Origin of the sequence: Marivirga sp., assembly GCF_051117495.1 — a bacterium.
Taxonomy (GTDB): Bacteria; Bacteroidota; Bacteroidia; order Cytophagales; family Cyclobacteriaceae; genus Marivirga.
The window spans coordinates 1-20,869 of sequence record NZ_JBNPEF010000014.1 but is presented as its reverse complement, the minus strand read 5'-3'; the positions used below and the strand labels follow the sequence as shown (position 1 = coordinate 20,869).

18 protein-coding genes are annotated in these 20,869 nt (G+C 34.8%); 2 read left to right on the top strand and 16 right to left on the bottom strand.

Features of this window, described 5'->3' with window-relative positions; all coding sequences use genetic code 11:
- The 16 genes from ACFE0M_RS07730 to ACFE0M_RS07655 form a co-directional block, all read right to left on the bottom strand.
- On the bottom strand, positions 1-810 hold the full coding sequence (locus tag ACFE0M_RS07730) for a DUF3108 domain-containing protein (protein WP_434545181.1): 810 nt from the start codon (positions 808-810) through the stop codon (positions 1-3).
- 231 nt (positions 811-1,041) lie between these two features.
- Positions 1,042-1,332 carry a DUF2442 domain-containing protein gene (locus tag ACFE0M_RS07725; RefSeq protein ID WP_434545180.1) on the bottom strand — a complete coding sequence of 97 codons (291 nt, stop codon included), beginning with the start codon at positions 1,330-1,332 and terminating at the stop codon, positions 1,042-1,044.
- Positions 1,329-1,634: a DUF4160 domain-containing protein gene (locus tag ACFE0M_RS07720; RefSeq protein WP_434545179.1), complete on the bottom strand. Its 306-nt coding sequence runs from the start codon at positions 1,632-1,634 to the stop codon at positions 1,329-1,331. Before ACFE0M_RS07720 ends, ACFE0M_RS07725 begins: the two co-directional genes overlap by 4 nt.
- A gap of 121 nt (positions 1,635-1,755) precedes the next feature.
- Positions 1,756-2,454 (bottom strand): DUF7255 family protein, encoded by a 699-nt coding sequence (locus ACFE0M_RS07715; RefSeq protein WP_434545178.1) that lies wholly within the window; start codon positions 2,452-2,454, stop codon positions 1,756-1,758.
- Positions 2,455-2,529: 75 nt separating this feature from the next.
- Complete coding sequence (locus ACFE0M_RS07710; RefSeq protein WP_434545177.1) at positions 2,530-2,871, bottom strand: HepT-like ribonuclease domain-containing protein; 342 nt, start codon at positions 2,869-2,871, stop codon at positions 2,530-2,532.
- Positions 2,840-3,163: a nucleotidyltransferase family protein gene (locus ACFE0M_RS07705; protein ID WP_434545176.1), complete on the bottom strand. Its 324-nt coding sequence runs from the start codon at positions 3,161-3,163 to the stop codon at positions 2,840-2,842. Before ACFE0M_RS07705 ends, ACFE0M_RS07710 begins: the two co-directional genes overlap by 32 nt.
- 89 nt (positions 3,164-3,252) lie before the next feature.
- Positions 3,253-4,407, bottom strand: a complete 1,155-nt coding sequence (locus ACFE0M_RS07700; protein ID WP_434545175.1) for a PepSY-associated TM helix domain-containing protein — start codon at positions 4,405-4,407, stop codon at positions 3,253-3,255.
- Between the two features lie 105 nt (positions 4,408-4,512).
- Positions 4,513-6,891, bottom strand: a complete 2,379-nt coding sequence (locus ACFE0M_RS07695; RefSeq protein ID WP_434545174.1) for a TonB-dependent siderophore receptor — start codon at positions 6,889-6,891, stop codon at positions 4,513-4,515.
- Between the two features lie 254 nt (positions 6,892-7,145).
- Positions 7,146-8,318 carry a PepSY-associated TM helix domain-containing protein gene (locus ACFE0M_RS07690; protein WP_434545173.1) on the bottom strand — a complete coding sequence of 391 codons (1,173 nt, stop codon included), beginning with the start codon at positions 8,316-8,318 and terminating at the stop codon, positions 7,146-7,148.
- Complete coding sequence (locus ACFE0M_RS07685; RefSeq protein WP_434545172.1) at positions 8,284-9,612, bottom strand: PepSY-associated TM helix domain-containing protein; 1,329 nt, start codon at positions 9,610-9,612, stop codon at positions 8,284-8,286. Before ACFE0M_RS07685 ends, ACFE0M_RS07690 begins: the two co-directional genes overlap by 35 nt.
- Before the next feature lie 48 nt (positions 9,613-9,660).
- Positions 9,661-12,009 carry a TonB-dependent siderophore receptor gene (locus tag ACFE0M_RS07680; RefSeq protein ID WP_434545171.1) on the bottom strand — a complete coding sequence of 783 codons (2,349 nt, stop codon included), beginning with the start codon at positions 12,007-12,009 and terminating at the stop codon, positions 9,661-9,663.
- A 118-nt stretch (positions 12,010-12,127) separates the two neighbouring features.
- On the bottom strand, positions 12,128-12,451 hold the full coding sequence (locus ACFE0M_RS07675) for a DUF6686 family protein (protein WP_434545170.1): 324 nt from the start codon (positions 12,449-12,451) through the stop codon (positions 12,128-12,130).
- 111 nt (positions 12,452-12,562) lie between these two features.
- Positions 12,563-13,501, bottom strand: a complete 939-nt coding sequence (locus ACFE0M_RS07670) for a DUF6607 family protein (RefSeq protein WP_434545169.1) — start codon at positions 13,499-13,501, stop codon at positions 12,563-12,565.
- A complete protein-coding gene (locus tag ACFE0M_RS07665; RefSeq protein WP_434545168.1) occupies positions 13,498-13,938 on the bottom strand; it encodes a DoxX family membrane protein in 441 nt (146 codons plus the stop codon). Before ACFE0M_RS07665 ends, ACFE0M_RS07670 begins: the two co-directional genes overlap by 4 nt.
- 2 nt (positions 13,939-13,940) lie before the next feature.
- Positions 13,941-15,317, bottom strand: coding sequence for an HmuY family protein (locus ACFE0M_RS07660; protein ID WP_434545167.1), 1,377 nt, complete (start codon positions 15,315-15,317; stop codon positions 13,941-13,943).
- A gap of 11 nt (positions 15,318-15,328) precedes the next feature.
- Positions 15,329-17,590 carry a TonB-dependent receptor plug domain-containing protein gene (locus ACFE0M_RS07655; RefSeq protein WP_434545166.1) on the bottom strand — a complete coding sequence of 754 codons (2,262 nt, stop codon included), beginning with the start codon at positions 17,588-17,590 and terminating at the stop codon, positions 15,329-15,331.
- A 222-nt stretch (positions 17,591-17,812) separates the two neighbouring features.
- On the opposite strand from ACFE0M_RS07655, the gene ACFE0M_RS07650 reads away from it, so the two are divergent.
- Positions 17,813-18,133 (top strand): hypothetical protein, encoded by a 321-nt coding sequence (locus ACFE0M_RS07650; RefSeq protein WP_434545165.1) that lies wholly within the window; start codon positions 17,813-17,815, stop codon positions 18,131-18,133.
- 72 nt (positions 18,134-18,205) lie between these two features.
- Entirely contained in the window at positions 18,206-20,470 is a 2,265-nt protein-coding gene (locus ACFE0M_RS07645) for a TonB-dependent receptor (protein WP_434545164.1), read from the top strand.
- Positions 20,471-20,869 lie beyond the last annotated feature (399 nt).

Below are 20,869 nucleotides of genomic sequence, written 5' to 3'. Positions count from 1 at the left end.
TTAGGGATTGAGCGGAGTAATTGCACCATATTTTAGTCCTTTTGTGCTTTTTAGAAAGGCTTTTACCCAGCCAACCTGAATTTTTGCCTGTACTTTTAATGGGATTTTATTTTTATCATCAGTTACCCAGACGGTCATGTCTTCTCCACCATCGAAAATGGTACCTTCTACTAGTAAAGCACTGAATTTTATGGTGTTATAAACCTTTTCATCAGGCATTTCCAGTTTTTCTTTACCTAGATAGCGAACATAAAGATTATGAACTTTACCATCCACAATCAAATTGAATGGAATTTTTTCTTCTGAACTATAACTTGTAAAATCTAGATTTCTAGCATAATAAATTGCTGACAGCACATCCCAGATACAATCATCAAATGCTACGTTTTTCTTTATCTTTTCCTCATCATCAGAATTATATACCTCGGCTTTTATAGTTTCATTTTCTTTATCAAACCAATATTTATTGTTGACTTTATAACTTCCTTCGCTAGTATTTCTATGAAAATAGAGGGGCTTTAATTGTTCTTGGGTGCCAATAGCATCAAAAGTATCACGCACTTTATAAACCCAGTCCCATTTTGGCATAGAGCGACCATAACCTTTAAACCAATGCGCATCATAACCTTCCCATTTGGCATCTTCCACAGCAAACATCACTTCACCTGCATCTACCCAGATTACGCCCCAATTGTATTTGACATCATACCATATTTCTTCGCCTGCTTGATAGGCGGTGTTTTGTTCAAGGCACTGAGTCCAAGAGGTGAAAGGTATTACAAGAAAATAGAATAAGAGAATTGATTTCATGTGTATATAACTGTTTTTAAGTTGCCATCCCGATAAACCGGGACAGGCTATGGAATAGTCAAAGTCTAATAGCTTAGTTGACCGACCTTCAATGACCTGTTATATTCATTTCGGTTGGTATTCAGGGTTTATGACTATTTCATATCACAAGTAAACGCTAGACTTGTATATTGTTAGGGGAAAAGAGGATTTTTTTTAATATAAGTTATTTACAATACTAATTTTAGTGGTTTATGCTTCTATTTTTCCACTGTACAAATCAGAAAGCGGGAAAATTAGATCATAATCGTTCCAGTTTAAATTCCCATTAATTAATGAAAAGTTCGAAAATTTGTTTTCATCTAAGTATTTTTTAATTGCTGGATGGACAGACTTTGATAAAAACGGTTTAAAATCAACAATCCTCTCATTACCGTCATTAAATTTTATACGAATTACGTAATCAGACAAATATTTTGCAGAATCGATTTTCAACTCCTCTATATCTGATTTTGATTCTTTATAGTCAACAGTTATTTTCATTTTAATTTTTTTGTGATTTTTTCAAACTCAACGTCTTTATGATAGACAAAATAGTTAATCCATTTCTCAACTATTTTCTCAGCATATTTTTCAAGAAAAACTTCAAAGTTTTTAAGATCTTTTCCTTTTAGTGGGATTGCTCCTGAAATATTTTTGATTTTTATTTCAGAAATTTCACCATTTATTATATTGAATTCTGCTTTACTCTCAAACTCGCTCTTTTTTGCATGTACATGAATCGGTTCATGTTCATTTGAGTAAAAGAAAATTACAATACCTAAATATTCGAATATCTTTGGCATTATACGATTTTTAAATCTTATTTTAAACTAAATGCAATGTTGTTACTAAGAGTTTAACGATTAATCAAAACAAAGTTATAATATAATTACATATATATATTTTATATTGTCAATTCAATGATTAATTTGACAAATCTTCATTCTTTGGCATTTTATATCCAATTTTACGACTCATCATTTGCTGAATGGGCTGCTCTTGCTTCCTTAATTTTAAAGAATTTCCTAATAATTCAATTTTTCCCTGCGCCATAAAGCTGTCATAAGAAGATAATCTAAGGAATTTAATTTTATGCTGATGACAATACAAATCTAAACAGAAATTGGCAATGGCGTGCAGCTTCCAACCCGAACTGCCATTTCCTCCGAAATAACCAGGTTCATCTGCTTTTCCTAATAATTTCTCGGCTAGTGGATAAGTCCAGATTTCATTAGTTAAACCGCCTTTGAAAGCTTCTTTCTCTTTTGATCGGCAATAAGTTCTCCATTTCTGTAGGTCAAAGAAGGATATGTCTTGATAAAAACTGTTCCTTAAAGTTTTGAGTCTGTAGCGATTTAAATGATATTCTGGCTCAAAAATCAAATGATAATCAGTTGGTTGGAGATGTAGTAAGTCGAATGAAAAATTTAAATTGGCTTCTAAGAAATTATTCCACTCAAGTTCCATTTCTTCACCTAATTCATTGAAATGAGAGATGTATTGTTGATAGAGTTTTTTAAAATCAATTTCTACATTCAAAAAATCAGTTCTGATGTCTATTTTTTCCAGATATTGCTGGAGTGGATTGATAAGTTTATTTTGGGTAATTGATAATGTTGCCATTAAGCAAAATTATGAAAAGTTAAGAAGGGAGTATGAAGTGAATAAATAAATTTCCTAACATTTGATTTGTTCCTTTCATTCTGAATCAATCAATTTAAGTACTTCAAGCTTTAGCAACGGGATATGTTTTTGGATTATTGCCCATAAGTTTTCATCTGAAATGTTGTCATAAGCGTGAATGATGTGATTACGCAATCCTACAATTTTATATGCATTTTCAATTGGGAAATCAGGGTCTTTTTTGAGTATTCGGTTTACAGCTTCTCCTATTATTTCTAAATCTCGTTCAACTGCGCGTTTTAGAATCAAATTTTTTGAATATTGATTAAAATCCTTTGGAAGATCTTGAAAATAGCTTTCTATCTCTGCTATGGCTAATTTTATATCAAATAGCCACTTTAGAATCTTCTCGTCCATAGAGCAATATTTTATCTCTGTTAATAGATTCTTTAAGTATTGGATTTTTAATTGTTTGCTTTTCAACTAAATCAATATCTCTTGAAAAAAGCTTTTTTAAATCGGCTTTTAAATCCATGTAATTGTCGAAATATTCAATCGGTTCTACACCTTCAAATTGAACTAAAAAGTCTATGTCACTATTATCGGAGAAGGATTCTTTTGTGATAGAGCCAATTGCATATAATTCCTCAACATGGTATTTATCACATAGGCTTTTCAATTCAGCTAGATGTTGATTAATTATTTCCATAACACCAATTTAACAAAATTTGAGTAATTATCATTTCAATTAACCTTTTTGATATTGGCTTTGCATATAAAAATTGTCTTACCTAATAATTATGAAACACTTGCTAAACTTCTTATATCTTTAGTTTTAGCTTTATTTCTCTTCTTTTTAAACTTCCTACCAAACCACAACAAAAATCCTGTTACAGGTAAAGAAGCAACCGTTAAACTGGCTAAGAAAGCTAATATTTTACCTGGGAGTCCAGCAATGGCTCCAATGTGAGTATCATAATTCATCCTGATGATTTTATCAGGCAAGCTTGCGATATCATATTTTCCATAATAGGTGGGGGTAGGAATTTCTTCCAGTGTATTTTGGTCATAGAAAACAAAATCAGAATTATAAAAAACACCATCTTGATTTGAGATTTCAACATAAATGGATGCAGAATCAGTGTAAGGAAGATGTATTTCAAAATCCCTAGCTGAGGGATATTCTTTTTCTAATTTAGATAGAAGTAAATCTATTGGTTTGTTGTCATTGTCTTTCTTTAAGGTGCTCCCATCAGGAATCAAAAAGGTAGCTTTTTTATCTCCGCCCATGGCCTTATAGACTCCTTCATTTACTAAAGGAAATGCCATGATTAAGCCTGTTATAATAAATAATAAGGCAAACAAACAGCTATAAAAACCTATTATACTATGGAGGTCAAAATTCTTACGCTTCCATTTGGTGGTGGATTTCCAATCAAATTTGAAGCGTTGCTTTCGGTTTTTCTTGTTTCTTGGCCACCAAAGGTAAATACCGCTCAATACTAACACAAAAAACAGTACGGTTGACCATTTCACTATTTGAGTTCCGATTGCTTCCGGTAACCAAAGGTGAATATGACCATCTAATACAAAAGCAAAGAAGCCTGTTAAATGGTTTTCTGTTTTAAGAATATCACCTTGAGTGGGATGAAGAAAAACGGAAGAATAAAAAAGTGGCTCAGGTTGATAAAAGATTACCTCAACCGGCTTTGAGGTATCATCATAGAGTATTCCATGAATTAATTTATTGGGATAGACTTCGTGTGCAATTTTTTCCGCCTCAGTGATTGTTAGGAATTCATTTCCTTTTTTTTCAATGATAATCTCTTCCTGCGTTAATGCTTTGATTTCTTCTTTGAATACCCAGCAACAACCGGTTATAGCTACTATAAATACTACGAGTCCAGATGCTAAACCAAGGATGAGATGAATTTTGCCAATATACTTCTTCATGAAAATTTATCTTTTATAAAAAGTTAGATAAAGAAAAAGCCCGGACCGAAGTCCGAGCTGGAGGTGCAATTTCCCTCTTGAAATTTTTCAATGTATCTATTCAGATTAAAATTTGTAATTAAGGTTGATAGAGAAATTTCTTAATTGTTGAGGAATTACTCCTGACCAACCAGAATAGTATTTCTCGTCCAATATATTATTCACTTTTAAAATGATACTATAGTTATATGTATTATATGAAAGTGAAGCATTGAAAATTTGATAAGATGGCAAAGTAAAGCTTCCGGTTTCATTTCTGTTGAGTGCAATATGCTCACCCGCATAATTTCCACCAAAACCTACTCCCAACCCTTTCAAGGATGATTTAGGAAGTGTGTAGCTTATCCATAAATTAGCTAATTCAGAAGGCCCTGCTTCTTCAGGTCTTAATCCTAAGTAGCCATTTTCAGGATTATCTTCCACAACTTCAGCCATATTTTTACTGAAGCCTGCCACAATATTTAACCCATTTATCGGATTGGCAATAGTGCTAAATTCAAAACCTTTACTTTCTACTTCACCACCTTGAATGCTGTTATTCACATTGTTAGGGTCGCTCATTAATTTGTTACTTACATTTATATTGTAGTAGCTGGCAGTAAGTGAAATTCTATCTTCAAATAAATTAAACTTAGAACCCACCTCATATTGATTAGCTTGCTCCGGTTCAAATGTTTTCAGCCTTGAGTTTTCCCCATTTTCATCCGCTACCTGAACAGGTGCTACATTTGAAAAACCATTCATGTAATTGGCAAATACCGATATTTTATCTTTAATAGGTTCGTAAACCAATCCAAACTTAGGAGAAACAGCCATTTGGCTTTCAACTTCTTCTTGTACCCAATATGCTGTACTTCCTTTGAAATTATCAACTCTTAAACTTACCATAGCAGATAGTTCGGGAAGAAAATTAATTACGTTTGATAAATAAGCGCTAGTTACTTCACTTGTTGCGGTGGAAACTCCCTCAAATGAACCTACCAAAAGGCTGTCAACCCCTGCTTGGGTTAATATTCCTGTATCATTAGCATCTGACAATGTTACGATTCCATTTCCTACCCATCCGGTGCTACTGTTTAAAATATTGGATTGATAATAATCAACACCCACTATCATTCTGTTTCTGATTTCACCAATTTTAAAGTCTCCAATGAAATTTTGTTGAATATCAGTAGTTTGCGTTTCTCCATTACGCTTTGACATATACCTGAAGAAAGAATCACCATCTCCTAAATCCCATAAGTAATGATAATAACCATCGGTTTTCGCGTTACTTCTAGAAATTACAGTTTGGGAAGTCCAGTTATCATTAATTTCATAGAAAGCCTGTGTTTGGATATTGAAAGTAGGGTTTTCTATAGTTAAATCATTACTGGTAAATGAGTTTAAATAGTTTTTCTCAAATGGATCAATGTTATCAAAGGCAACTGGCACAAAACGATTTAAGAATATCATCGGTGCATTGGCAGCTTCATTTTGCATGAATTCTGTATTGATCAAAAATGTCAACTTTTCAGAAGCTTCAAATTTAAAAGATGGCGCTACGAAAAATGATTTTCTAAATCCTGCGTCTTGAAATGAATTTTGTTCATTAAAAGCAGTATTGATTCTAAATGCAGTTTGGTCATTCAAAGGCGTATTAATGTCCGCTGCAATTCTGTTAAGGTTATAATTTCCGTTAACAAAGCTGAATTCTCCACCAAAGTTGTCTTGTGGTTTTTTAGTAGTCACATTAATTAATCCACCGTAAGATACCAGTGGACTGCCAAATAAGGTCCCGGATGGTCCTTTAATTACATCAATGGATTCTACGTTAGCCGGGTCTAAAACGCCATTGCTTAAGCTAGGAACTCCATTAATCATAGTGGGCTGAACTGCAAAACCTCTCATAGTGAAATATTCAGCACCATCTCCACCACGGCCGGTAGATTCCCATAGTCTGGTGACCCCAGTAGCATTTTTCATGGCATCATTAAAATTAGTCACCACTTGCTCTTCTAAAAGCTTTTTGGGGATGGAGTTATAAACCTGTGGGTTTTCAATGTTTTTTAATGGAAGTTTTGCGACTACTAAACTACTATCTCTATAAAATTTATTTTTCTGCCTGTAAGTTACCGTGATTTCATCCAATTGAAGTTCATCATTTTCCAAAGAGAAATTGATGTTTAAATTTTCATTTTCTTGAATTTGAATTTCTCTCTCGGCAGATTGGTAGCCGACAAAAGAGCAGATTAACGTATATCTGCCTGGAGCAATATTGGAAATAGTGTACTTTCCATTTTGGTCAGTAACTGCTCCAGTATTTTCTTCCTTCAAGGCTACATTTACAAATTCAATTGGACTGCCATCTGTTTTGGTAACAGTACCGGTGATTTTGCTTTGCTGAGCAAAAGCTGTTTGCATGCCGATTAATAAAAAAAGTATCGGGGGTAAAAATTTGCGCATATTGATTAATGGATTTTTAAGTGTTTATTTAGATTGATTAAAAACAATGCAAAGATGTAGTGTGAATTTCTTTTCCGCAAGCTATTTAGAATAAATCTTAATAGATTTTTTATATATCTCGCTCGGTATGCTTAAAGAAATTGTATGAGTGTCTGAGAAATTAAAAAAAATGATGTGTGACTCTATGAAAAATACAATATTAAAGTTTAAGAAAGCAACATAATCTGACTATAAAATTTCAGGCCTTTTGTAATTTAGCTTATTGTTTTTTTGTTCTTTTTATTGTTCCTTCCATACCATAGTAGAAATCCTGTAATGGGCAGTGAAGCACATATAATGGAGATGATGGATGCTAAAACTTTTGTGGGCCAACCGAAAATACTGCCTACATGCCAAGCATAATTTGAATTCCTCCATTTCTCGCCTGTACTTTTATCTTCATGAACTAGTTTGGTTTTCATTTTACCATTGTCGGCATTATATGTATAAGTATCCCAAAGATCCCAGCCGGAAAAGCCTTTGAAAGGTAAATAGACACTGTAAGTTGGGTTTTCTTTTGCTTCATTAGGAAAACTTATATTGGCATATAACCATTTTTCCCGTTGGGAAATAACATCTTCATAAACTATGTTTATTATGGGTGTTTCAGGTATCGGAATGCTGTCCGTATTGTATTCGATATAATTTTCTTTAAAAACTTCTTCTGAATTGGTGCCCAATAGTCGGTAGATGCCATTTGTCCACCAATCAAAAGACCAAACTAGGCCAGTTATAGCAAAAAACAGAATGAAAATTATACTGTAAAAACCTAAATTGCTATGCAGGTCAAAATTTAACCTTCTCCATTTGGCATTCCATTTAATTTTTAGGCGTTGAGTGGTGTTTTTAATTTTCTTTGGCCACCATAAGTACAATCCGCTAATTAACATGGCAAACATAATTAAAGTAGCTATGCCAACCGGCCAATGGCCTATTTCATAATTCAATAAAAGCTGTTGATGCATTACCCGACAAAGATAAATCCAGTCATAAATCATATTGGTTTCTCCTAGAATCTCCCCGGAATACGGATTGAGGTAAATTTTATCCCAATACTCATATTCTGAGAAAAATGTCAAACCAGGATTTTCATTATCCTTATAGGTTTCAAATAAAACTGACCTTGTGGGGTCATTATAAATGCTTACATAAGATAATTCTTTCGATGAGGGTAAATGATTTTTTGCAATATCTACAAGCTCTGAGAGCTCTAGCCGGTTTTGTTGCTGCTTAACATAAATCAGTTCATTGTCTCGTAGTTTGGTGAGTTCTTCTTCCCAAACAAATATTGAAGCAGGAAGAATACTCAGGAAAATGACAATTCCTGAAATCAAACCTAAAACCAAATGGATTTTACGAATAAATTTTTTTGTGCTCGACTTTCCCACTTTTTTGTTTAGTCTTAAAAGGTTTTATATAGAGTAAATAGACTGAAATCAAGGTTATAATAAGGCTTATACTCACCATGAGGAGTACATGGAAGCCCACTTTGTAATATGTTATGAGCATCCCATACATGAAGAATACAAACCCTAATGTGATCGTATAATTAACAAACCTCATTACTTTATTCATCTTAGCTGTCTTTCTTTTCTTTTTGAAAGTCCTTTTAATGGCAATCCATGTTCCGGATAAAATAAGTCCACTAATGCCCAATCCCATTATAAACCAAATGATTTTAGCCCATATTCCGCCCCAATATCCAAAGTGCAGGGGATCGGCAATATCATTTATATAGGTTTGCCAATTAAGATGTTCAGCTTTTTGTACATGGGCAACTTCAAAATTATATGGATTGATGTAAACCCGATTAGCCCTGCTTCGGACTAGGGGAACATGAGATTCCCCATTTAAATAGATAAAGTTTCCATGTTTACGAGGAAGTATGATTTTCTCAACTTTCAAGCCGGGAATTTCATTTTGAGCTATGCTAATTGCTTTGTCTATGTCAATTGTGAAGTTAAATTTATCTTTTTTTGAATAATCAGCATAGAATTTCGCATCTAGTTCGGGTACATTTGTGTCTAATTTTTCACTTAGATTTCCTACATCAGCTCGCTCTACGAAGTACCAGATTCCGGTAATAGAAAATAGCAACGCAAAAGGTAATGACCACAGCCCAATTAAACGGTGAGCACTTCTCCATAAAACAAGCGGCCCTTTATTTAGCGTAAGCTGAAATAATTTTTTATACCATTTTTTGTAAAATACCAGCGCAGTGATGGTGGAAGCCAATAAGAAAAAGGCAAAAACAAGTACAATATAATTCCCAATTTGGTTGAATGGGATAAAAAGATAGTAATGAAAATCCCTAAAAAAACGCTGTATAGTTAGATTTGAAGAGCCTTGAATTTCACCTTTGTACGGGTTGGCAAAAACGTATTTTGTATGGTCTTTTTCTGCATTGTAAGCATACATAATATCGCATAAATAGGGCTCATTTGATTTTGCCCAATAGGTCAATTCCGCATCAGGGAAACTTTTTTTAAAATTATCATAGATAAGATTTCTAGAAGCTAATTCTTTTTGAGGTTCCGCACGCATTTCAGGATTGAAAAGCCAGTCCATTTCATGGCTGAGTACTGCTAAGGTTCCTGAAAAGCATACAAGGAAAAAAAGGATAGACAACTGAATGCCTATCCAACTATGAATTTGAAAAAACTTTTTTCTATTAAGCTTCATAAACAGGAAAAGGGCTTCCAAATAAGGAAGCCCCACTATGATTAATTATTAAAAATTATAACCTACACTAATCATAAAGTTTCTCGGTGCACCAGGGAAGTTTCTGGCAAAGCCGTATCCACCAGAGAAATAAGTTTCGTTGGTGATATTATTCAAGTTGAATGCAATTCTATATTTATCAACCGAATAATGAATAGCACCATTGAATACAAGGTAAGAAGGCAAGAATAACGGCTCACCGCTAGTAAACCTATCAAACATTCTTCTTTCAGATACAAAATTATGACCAAGGCTTATGCCCAATCCTTTTACTTTTCCTTCATCAAATGTATATTTTAGCCAAGAACCGCTCATATGCTTTGGTGCATTTTCTTTCACTAAACCGATTTCGCTTTCTACATCGCTTTCCGTGATTACAGCATCATTGTAGGCGTAATTAACTGAAATGCTAAAGTTTGGTAAAACTCTTCCGATAGCTTCAATTTCCACACCTTTAGCAACCTCTTGACCTCTTTGAGTTAATAATTCAGGGTTATTGGCATCATTTGCATTCACCAAAATATTATTTTGTTCAATTTGGTAAACGCTTAAGTTTGTAGCAACTCTATTATTTAAGAATTCTGCTTTAGCTCCAAATTCTATTTGATTACTGTATTGTGGGTCAAATGGACCTCCAGCATTTGGGTTTAGATTTGTTGCAGGGGCAACAGGTTGGTAACCTTGAGTGTAAGTACCATAGAGATTAATGGCTGGTGTGATGGAATACGTTAACCCAAATCTTGGTATATAAGCTGTTTGATTATCATCCGTTTCACCACCAACATTCCAGTTAGATGATGGAAAAATGATGGATTCTCTACGTAAGCTGGCCAAAAACTGTAAATCCCCATATTTTACTAAATGCTGTAAATATACGGCATGAATGCTATAGGCTTCCGGATAATCAGATACTGTTGAAATACTTGTGAAATTATAGTTTGCTGTATTTCTAGGATATTGAGCAGGGTTTAAAACACTTATAACCCCTACAGTACTTTCAGTAGCTGCTTTTTCAGTATAAAAATAATCTCCAAAACCAATATAATCATATCCTACTAAAGTTTTATGCTCCATATTGAAAGCATCATAGTTAAAATTGAAATAGGCGGTTACATTGTCGTTTGTAAAACCAACTAATCTATCATTATATCTCAATTTGATAGTGTCAGGAGCTATATATTGATTGGATGTTCTGTGCTCTTTGTTTTCTTCATCAATGGCATGTCTTAAATATGACGCATTAAAGCTTATATTTTCACTAAATTTTTGTGAAAACGATAGGGTAGAAGTTATAGTGTTTTGTGCTAAGATATCATTAGGCTGTGAAATATTGGTATTGATAGGAGTTGATAGTAAATCTTGATCTCCTTCCAGAGTAGGTCTTCCTCTATCTAATCTCGTTTTAACGTCATTAACACTTAAATCGAAATTTAATCTAGTATTTTCATTTGGAACAAATGAAATGGAAGGAGCAACGGCAAAAGTTTTGTGATAGATTAAATCACGGAAAGAATCCCCATCTTCATATCCCACGTTCAAACGATATAGGAGCGTTTTATCATCATTTACAGGACCAGTAAAATCTGCTGTTGTTCGAATGGTATTGAAACTTCCTACTTGAAAATTAATCCCAATTTGCTGTTCATCTAAAGGCTTTTTAGTTACCATATTGATAATCCCACCAGGAGAAGCATTTCCAAATAGGGCAGAAGAGGGACCTTTTATGATTTCAACTCTTTCGACATTTACTAATAAAGGAGAAGTCCAAAAGTTGGCAGTATATCGTAAGCCATTGATGTATCTATTATCACTACTTCTGAATCCTCTTAAGGTAATATCATCATAAACTGAGAATTGATTTGCACCTGCCACATTAGTAACCACGTCATTCAAACGGTATGCATTCTGGTCTTGAATCAACTCTTTGGTTACATAGGAAATAGATTGAGGAATATCCTGAGATCGCATTTCCATCTTAGTTAATGAAAAGGTTTTGTCATTTTTATAAGACTTTTCTTTTCTCCCTATAACTTCTACAGTTTGCAGCGCATCAATGGCTTCGGCTAAAGTGAAATCCAAAGTAGCAGTACTATTTTCGTTAATTTCGACTGGTAGTTTGAGTGTTTTATATCCGATATAGCTAGCACGTATAAGTTTTTCACCCGCTTGGATATTTTTAATTTTATAATTTCCGTTCACATCAGTAGTTGCGCCATTTGATGTGCCGTCAACCACTACATTTACAAACTGGATTGGATTTCCAAGTTCGTCTTTAACTTTTCCTTCCAAGCTTCCTGTTTGGGCAAAAGCCACAAAGGAAGTAGAGGCTAGCATGACCAAGAGTAAAATATGTTTCATTTTTAGTATATGTTTATTTAGATTGATTAAAAACAATGCAAATATTATAGCTGGATTTTTAATATGCAATTTATTTAGATTAAATCTTAATAAATTTTATTGATAAGTTTTTACTCAGTTATATAAGATTAGAAAATGCTTCTTCTACCAATTTAGCCTGCTCCATCATTTCTATTAAATCGGAAGCGTCTTCTGGGGAGAGGCAAAAACCTACAGGATAAATAGGGTTTTTGATTAAAGTGTAATAATTATCCTCAATAAAATAATGGAAGTCTTTTGGACTTAATGATTTTAGAAGAGTGTGATATTCTTCATAGTGTGATTCAGGTATGCTAAAACAAGTGGTTTTAAATATGAGAGAGTAAGTTTTACAGCCTTTGCAGTAGCTTATCTTATTTCTTCCGGATTCAAAAAGGGTGATGGAATTTTTATTTTCACACATGATTAATTGGCTTTTTTTGTTCCTCAAAGGAGCCGGTGAAGAGTTTCACAAAACCGACTCGCTGAGGACTTTTTACAATCGATTGATTTTAATGCGTATTTTAAGAATCACTTAATTCATGGTCAGTCTTTGCTCACTATCCAAATATTTTTGAATGACTGCTTTTATTTCTTTTTGGGCTTTTTCGCTTTCGTAATCTTCTGCTAGCAATTCATCTTGCAACACAAATAATTGCATAAACAAGACTTTATCGTTCACTTTTTTCTTGATTTTCACAGTACTCTTTGAAGCAAATAGCTCGTCCCAAACAGTTCTTACATCAGCCCAGTAAGCTTCATGTTCATCCCACCATTCTTTGGCAACCGCACATTTATCGTCCTTTGTTTTGGTATAAGTATTCCAGCCTTTTTCCCAAGCCAATACTTTATCTTCCCCATCTTCACGCAGCACCTTTTGATTGTCTTGCTCATGCAGCCATCCGTATTCTGTGATTTCATGTCTGTTCTCACGAGCCATTACATTATAATCGTCTCTTTTGGAGAATTCTCTTCTTGGAAGCGGAGCATCTGATTTTGCTTCCCAGTAGCTCTTGCCATCAACATGAACCCATGTTGCAGTTCCTTCATAGCGAGGGCCATCATCTACTTGATAAACTTTCTGAGTCCATTGTCCTTTCACGTCATTTTTATCCAATGCCTGATATTTCCAAGTGTTGTCTTTGTGAAATGAATAGAGATCAGTATTTTCATATAGCCAATCTTGACGCCAATGTTTAATAATCATGGTGTCTCCAATTACCAATAAGTGCTGAAGTACTATTTTATCTTTTCTTTCTTCTACTGGGAATACATATTCCAATGCACCTGAACGGTAATTATCATGGAATTCATAATCTTCGATAGGCGAGAAGGTTTCGGCAAAATTGAATTCTACTTCATAGCAACCGCACATGTCTTTAATGGCTTGAATGTCGCTGGCTTTTTTCTTTTTCTGCGCTTGAGCACTCATCACGAACACTGCAAGCATGAGTATTAGACTAACTTTTTTCATAATTGAAAGGGTTTATTTGTGTATAAAATTGATTTTAAGCTTTTGTATTTTTTACTAATGATTAAAATATTGATCAGTAGATAAAGAGCAGACATAATTCCACCGCTCACATCATCTGGCTTTAAAAAAATGTGGAATAGAAAGATATTTAAGCTTACTGGAATAAGAAGGAAAGCTCCTGCAACGGCAAAAAATTGGCTTACCAAAAGAAGTCCTGCCGTTATTTCCACTATTCCTAGAAATGGCCAGAAATAGCTATTGGCTTTGAGTCCGCCTATGAATTTCACCATTTGCTCCTTGGTGCTTCCAGTAACCAACTCAGTTGAGGAGGATTTGCGGGCAGGGCTCGGAAGAAATTTCCGAACACCTGCATACACAAATAAACTCCCTAAACTTAACTGAGCTATTATGAAGAATATGCTAATGAATTTTGACATGATTAGTTCAAGATTTCAAATTCAAAAGTGGTAATGCCTCTTTCATTATTTTCATCATACATGCTGATGAATCTTATTTTGTAATAATTTTCTTGGCTATCTTTTATTACAAAGAATCTATCGTTAAAAACAGCGGGGGCACTACCCGGACCACCACCTTGTCTCCATGAAGAGCCAATGGCATTGATTTCGCTATTAAAAGTTAAAGTTTCAGCTTGCTGAAGATTAAATCCTTCATAAGTAGTGTTTTCTTCAATCATCACCATGGCAGTGGAAGTGTTATGGCGATTTATAATGATGTAGTCATTAAAGCTGTATGGGATTTCATTAGGGCCAAAAGGAAATTTTTCTGTATAGGTTCCATACATTAAATCCCAACTTTCTTTATTAGGTTCGAAATCAGTCATACCATTGTCTAGGTCGAAATGGATAAAATTGTGGCTTTCTGATTTAGTGATTTCGCTAGTTCCGATATCGTTAGAACCAATATTTGCATAAGCAATGGTATATCCATCACCATTTTGAGTGATTTTTACTTTTTTCCAATCCCTTCCTTCACCCAATCTTTTGATGATGTAAACCTTGTTTTCGGCTTCATTTGAAGAGATGGGGGCAATGGCTGTTTGACTAAAATCTCCATTCGGTTCGTCCACCCAAGCGGCAGCAGGAGGTGTAGCAGTAAAACCAATTTGCATTACGGAAGCAAATCCTACTGTATCTTCAGCTGTTACGCTTGCCAAATCTGTTTTGTCAAGTGGTCTCGCCATCACTTGGGCTGTAGAATTTAGCATTACATGGTATCCATCACCATTATAAAAACCTAAATCCCATGTGTTTTTATCTATGGAAGTTGAGTTGATTTTGCTTAGATCAACAAAAGCCTGCTGGGTGAATTCTGGGCCACCGGCATTCATTTCCAATGTGCCTGATTCTGCTATGAAATTCTCAGAAAAGGCTACCTCAATACTAGCATTTTGACCGATTTGAAAAGTTTCTGCCGAATTAATGGAAAATTCAATTCTTTCATCACGGTCGATATTCAATCCACTACCCGCTTTTACAATAAAATTTACTTCACTCTGACCTGATTCATAATTCAAATTCAATTCATCGCCTTCTGCTGCTGGTTCAGTATAGAAATCATTTTCTTCACCATAAACCAAATTTGAGTTATCGATATTGACTGAGATCGTTCCAGCTTGATTGGCAGCTCTCGAGAAGACTAAGCTAATTTGAGCTTCTTGATTCTCATCATTTATGTTGACACTAGTGCTATTGAAATTTAAATTAATAGGAGCAATAGGCTCTTCTTCCTGACATCCAGTAAGCGCAACTATGAGGCTTAAGAGCATTAAAGAAATAGTACTTATTTTATTCATCTTTATTTATTTTATTGATTAAACTGATAATTAATTCTTAGGAAATAGCTTCTTCCGTAGGCCATGGCCGTTTGTCCATTATTGTTGCCACTGTGGGCTCCGCCTCCTGTGAAGTTGTTTTGTATGCTAGTGATATTGGTCAGATTTTTTATCCCAGTGGAGAGTTTAAATCCATGGTCAAACGCCTTCGAAAGTGTGAAATCTAACCAGTGGAAAGCATTCATTTGTTGGAGCTCCACTATGGTGTTATTTTCGTAATTTAAGATCTCACGGTAAGCTTGATTTGCTCCAGTGAACTTGTAGAAAAGACCAAAATTAATTCTGGGTTTTTCCCAGTCATAGTTGATGTTAGCATTCGCTTCAGGGGAGTAAAGCATTTCGTTTACTTCGTACTCAGCTGATAGTCTTTGAAAACGGCCGATATAGGCTAAACCTAAATTAGAATTGAAATTTTTGTAGCTGTAATTCCATCTGGCATTGATTCCGTTCGTTCTAAAACTTTCTAAATTCCGATAAGTAGTGGCTGCTGAAGCTTGCTGAGGAATAAAATAGGTAATCATATTGCTGATATCATTATAGAAGGCACTGATATTGAGTTCTTGACCTTGGCTTATTTCAAAATTTACATCCGCATTGAAATTGTGCGATGTTTCAGGAATCAGATTTTCGTTACCTAAAATGTTGTGATTGGCATCTATGAATTCATGATAGAGCTCTCTTATGGAAGGAGCTCTAAACCCTCTGCCATATCCCAGTCTCAATTGTAGTTTTTCCGATAAACTGTATTTGATATTGAGGGCTGGAGTAGGGATCGTTTCAAATATGCTATTGACTGTATAGCGAATTCCAGGTCTGATTTTTAGGGCATTGCCATACTTTATTTCTGTGGAGATGAAAGCTGCACTATTCCACAGATCCTTATCACCGCTGCTAAGTGTAGTTCCCCCTGCCTGTTCATATTGAACTTCTAGACCTAATTGTCCATTTATCTTCCATTGGCCCAGAGTAGCAATAGTTCCTTGAAAGGTATTTCTACTAAACCAATCTCTGTAGAAAATAGTATCTTGTTGGCTATCAGCGGTCAATCTTTCGGTTTGGGTAACTAGATTGGTTTGAAATTCCTTACTCACTCTGCTATAATCTGTAAATGAATTAGCAGAATGAATATTCCAGTTTCCAATATCGAAATTTGCTTGTAGTTGATGCATCAATCGATTGGCATTGTAACTTTCATCGATAGCAAAAGGGTCGAGCAAAGGATTATTGTTATTAATATATCCTCTATTAAGGATTTCCTCTTGCATCAATTGCAATGAATAGGTAAGGTCTAAGTTCTCATTTGTATAATTAAGCTTAGCATTATGCAGCCATTGATTTTTAGGATGCCATTCTCTGTTTCTTTCATTTCCTTGACCAACCCAGCCTCCAAAAACATATCTTCTGGAGCTGGCCAAAGCGCTAATTTGGTTCGATAATTTACCGCTTAGCTGCACAGAAGGGGAATGAATTCCTTCAGCAAACCAAGAATAGTCATTTCCAACGCTTTCTTCATGAAGGGTGATTCCTACTGCTAGTCTATCCTGATTGGTTTTTTTGGTAATGATATTAATAACACCCGCTAAAGCATCAGCTCCATAGTTTACAGCCATTGGGCCTTCCACTAATTCAATTCTCTCAATGTTATTGACATCAATTTGATTAAGGTCAATGGCGTTATTTGTCCCACTTTTACCTGTTAAAGGAATTCCATCTACCAAAACCTTTACATACTGTCCACTTAAACCCTGCATTTGAAAATTGGCATTTCCGGTAGCATTATCCCTGCTGAAACGGATATTCAGTTCTTGTGAAAGTACGGTTTGAATATCATTGGCCGCCTGTCTTTCAAATCGCTCTTTATCAATACTTCTTACTTTATATACTGCATTTTTTGCTGATTCTGGTTCATATTGCCCTGTTACGACCACTTCTCTAAGATTTAAATTCTTTGCGGTAAGTTTATATTGGTGATTTCCTGATGTCTTAATGGTATCGATTATGGTTTCATAATCTAAATGCGATACTTGAATAGCGAGTGGGGGATGTAGTTTTGATAGTGTTTGCCCGTTTTTGTCAGTCCATTTTAAGTCTTCCTGTGAAGAGTTTATACTTATAATTTTAACTAATACTTCCTCTAATTGCTTTCCTTTTTGATCTGTAATTTCAATACTAACTTGAGCAAAAAGCTTTCCTCCAAGCATTAAAGAAATTAGAGTGGTAATAATTATTTTCATTTAAGTATATTTAGATTGATTAAAAATAATGATGCAAACATATACACTATTTATAATCAATCCAAATAAAAATAATTTATAGGTTTTATAAAATTGATTGATAGAAATGATAGACCATTATGAGGACTGATTTAATAGCTGATAGTAGATTTAGCTATCTAAGCTTTAGGCTTTATGAGAAAATGACCTAATTTTGTACTAATTAAAACGTGAAATTTTACTTTGAAGAGAATTAGTTCATTTATACTCATCATGATCGTATTATCCAGCTCACTTTCGTTTTGCTGTGAGCAGGAAGATCTTTGTGCAGATAATGAATTAACTTCTTGTGAAAATGAAAAACCCAAGAGCCATCAAGAGGATTTTCCATGTTCACCCTTTTTTAATTGTGGGAATTGTACTGGAAATATTATAATAGATACTCCTCTAATTGCACTTTATGATCATTTGGTAAAATCAAATGTCTATTCTCCTTTTCTTGAAACTTATCTTAAAAAAGAAGCTCATTTCAGATTGTTAAAGCCACCCATGCAGATATCATAATTAGAATTCAACAACATTTTATTTTCAAATAAAGTGATTCAATTAATTCATTTATTTTAATCTGTATTTATTATGCTTAAGAAAGTATTTTTTGCTAGTGCTTTGCTATTGACTATCAATAGCCTAGATCTTTATGCCCAATACCAATTTGCCGCTTTAGTACTTGACGAAGAAAGCGAAGAACCATTGATAGGAGCCACTATCTATGCTGAACAGTTAGAACTTGGAGGTGTAACTGACACCAATGGAAAAACTGTAATCAGTGATATTCCTGAAGGAAAACATCGGTTTCAAATTAGTTTTGTGGGCTATGAAACCTTAACGTTCGAATTAGTATTTCCTTCTAAAGATGCCTCTGAATTATTAACATTTAAGCTTCATCATGAGCATGATGAAATGGAGGAGGTAGTGGTTAGTTCTACCCGATCGAGCCGGACCATCGATGATATTCCCACAAGAATAGAAGTGATTGCGGGGGAAGAACTAGCCGAAAAAGGCAATATGAAGCCAGGTGACATCCGTATGTTATTAAATGAAAGTACTGGTATAAGAACGCAGCAAACCTCTGCTACAAGTTATAATTCAAGTATTCGGATTCAAGGCTTGGACGGAAAGTACACGCAACTCTTGCGTGACGGATTGCCACTTTTTTCTGGTTATTCGGGTAGTTTGAGCTTGATGCAAATAGCCCCTTTGGATTTAAAGCAAGTGGAGGTTATTAAAGGTGCCAACTCTACCTTGTATGGTGGAGGTGCCATAGCTGGATTAGTGAATTTGATATCCAAGGATCCTAAAAGTGAGCCTGAGTTGAGTATGATGTTTAATGGAACATCAGCATTAGGATTGGATGTTAGCAGTTTTTATGCCAATAGAAATGAGAAAATAGGAACTACTATTTTTGCTTCCTATAATAAAGGAACTGCCTATGATCCGGCAGGTATAGGATTAACCGCAATACCAGAATTTGATCGATTTACGCTTAACCCTAAACTTTTTATTTATCCTAGAGAGGAAACTGAAATAGAAATTGGGTTAAATATGGTAAAAGAGGAGCGTTTGGGTGGAAACATTGATTTTATAAATGGAAAGGATGTCAATAACCCATATTTTGAGTTAAATGAAACGGATCGTGTCTCTAGTCAGGTTTTAATTGATCATTCTTTTGAAGATAATTTTAAAGCTTCCTTTAAAAATAGTATTAGCTATTTTGATAGAACCATAGAAATTCCAGATTATAGTTTTTCAGGATTGCAGTTTTCTTCATTTAGTGAGTTAAACTTCAATTATGTCATGGAAAATTCAGAGTGGATTGGAGGATTAAATTTATGGACTGATAATTTTGATCAAAGCGAGGGTGGCAGTGGTTTTAATCATAATTTCCAGGAAAATACTGCAGGTATATTTTTGCAAAATACTTATGATTTCTCCAAAAATATTGCAGTGGAGAGTGGTTTAAGATTGGATTACAATAATCAATATGGGTTTTTCCCTTTACCAAGATTGTCGCTAATGTACAACCCAACAACTCAGCTTACATTTCGAATGGGAGGAGGCTTAGGTTATAAAACGCCAACCGTATTTTCTGAAGAAGCAGAAACCAGGCAATTTCAAAGTGTGAGACCCCTGAATAGGTCTGAATTATCAGCTGAGCGTTCTTACGGAGCTAATTTTGATATTAATTATAGCTATAGCTTTACCGAAAAATTATCATTGACATCTAATGCTTTATTCTTCTATACTCAAATAGAGAATCCATTGAATTTGCTTCCAGTTCAAAATCAATTTGAATTTATTCAGTCAGCTGGTTATATCGATTCTAAAGGAATTGAATTAAACTTGAAATGGGGCTATGAAGATTTTAAACTTTTCACAGGATATACTTTCGCTGATGTTAATAGAACCAATAATAATACTACTGTTCAGATGCCATTGGTTGCGAAGCACCGATTAAACAATGTATTAATGTACGAAAAGCATGGGAATTTCTGGTTGGGATTAGAAGCTTACTATTTCAGTCCGCAAAGGCTTAATGATGGTGAAATGGGGCAATCCTATTGGATTTTTGGATTAATGTCTGAAAAGCGGTTTAGTGAAATGTTTTCTGTATTTCTAAACTTTGAGAATTTTACAGACACCAGGCAAACGGCTTTTGATACTGTGTATAGAGGAAATATAGAAAATCCACAATTTCGTGATATCTATGCTCCCGTAGATGGTTTTGTGTGTGCCCAGTATGGGCATCTGGTATCGAAGATACCATATTATTCCAGAGGGTGCAAGTCCCTTGCAGGCAAGTTGGTGAAGCCTGTTAGTAAGCCGCAAGCTGGTTTTCCGTGAGGAATGCAGTGAAGAAAGCGGGACTACAAACTCCGGTACTGACAAACAGGAACGGCATACGGAGGCCAGATAGAGAGGGTAAGCAAGCACATCTTTGCAAAGCCCGTAACCAGCAATCTCTATTAGGTAGATGCCGCAGGAATCGGAGGAAGGAATATGTCCTTACCTGGGGAGGTCTTGGAATAGATTCGGTTTCTATGAGCCAAGAAGTCAGCAGAAGTCATAGTAGTCATGGGTAACGAGCCGTAAGAGCTACGGAGGTCTCACAAAATGATGAAGGACGGAACGTCAGGTGATTCGAAAATCCGATAGGGAGGCTTTGCTAGCCCTATCCCAAAAGTAGAATCGAGGTATAGTTGGTGTAAAGAGCGGCTATATTATGCTTGACGAACCGCTGTA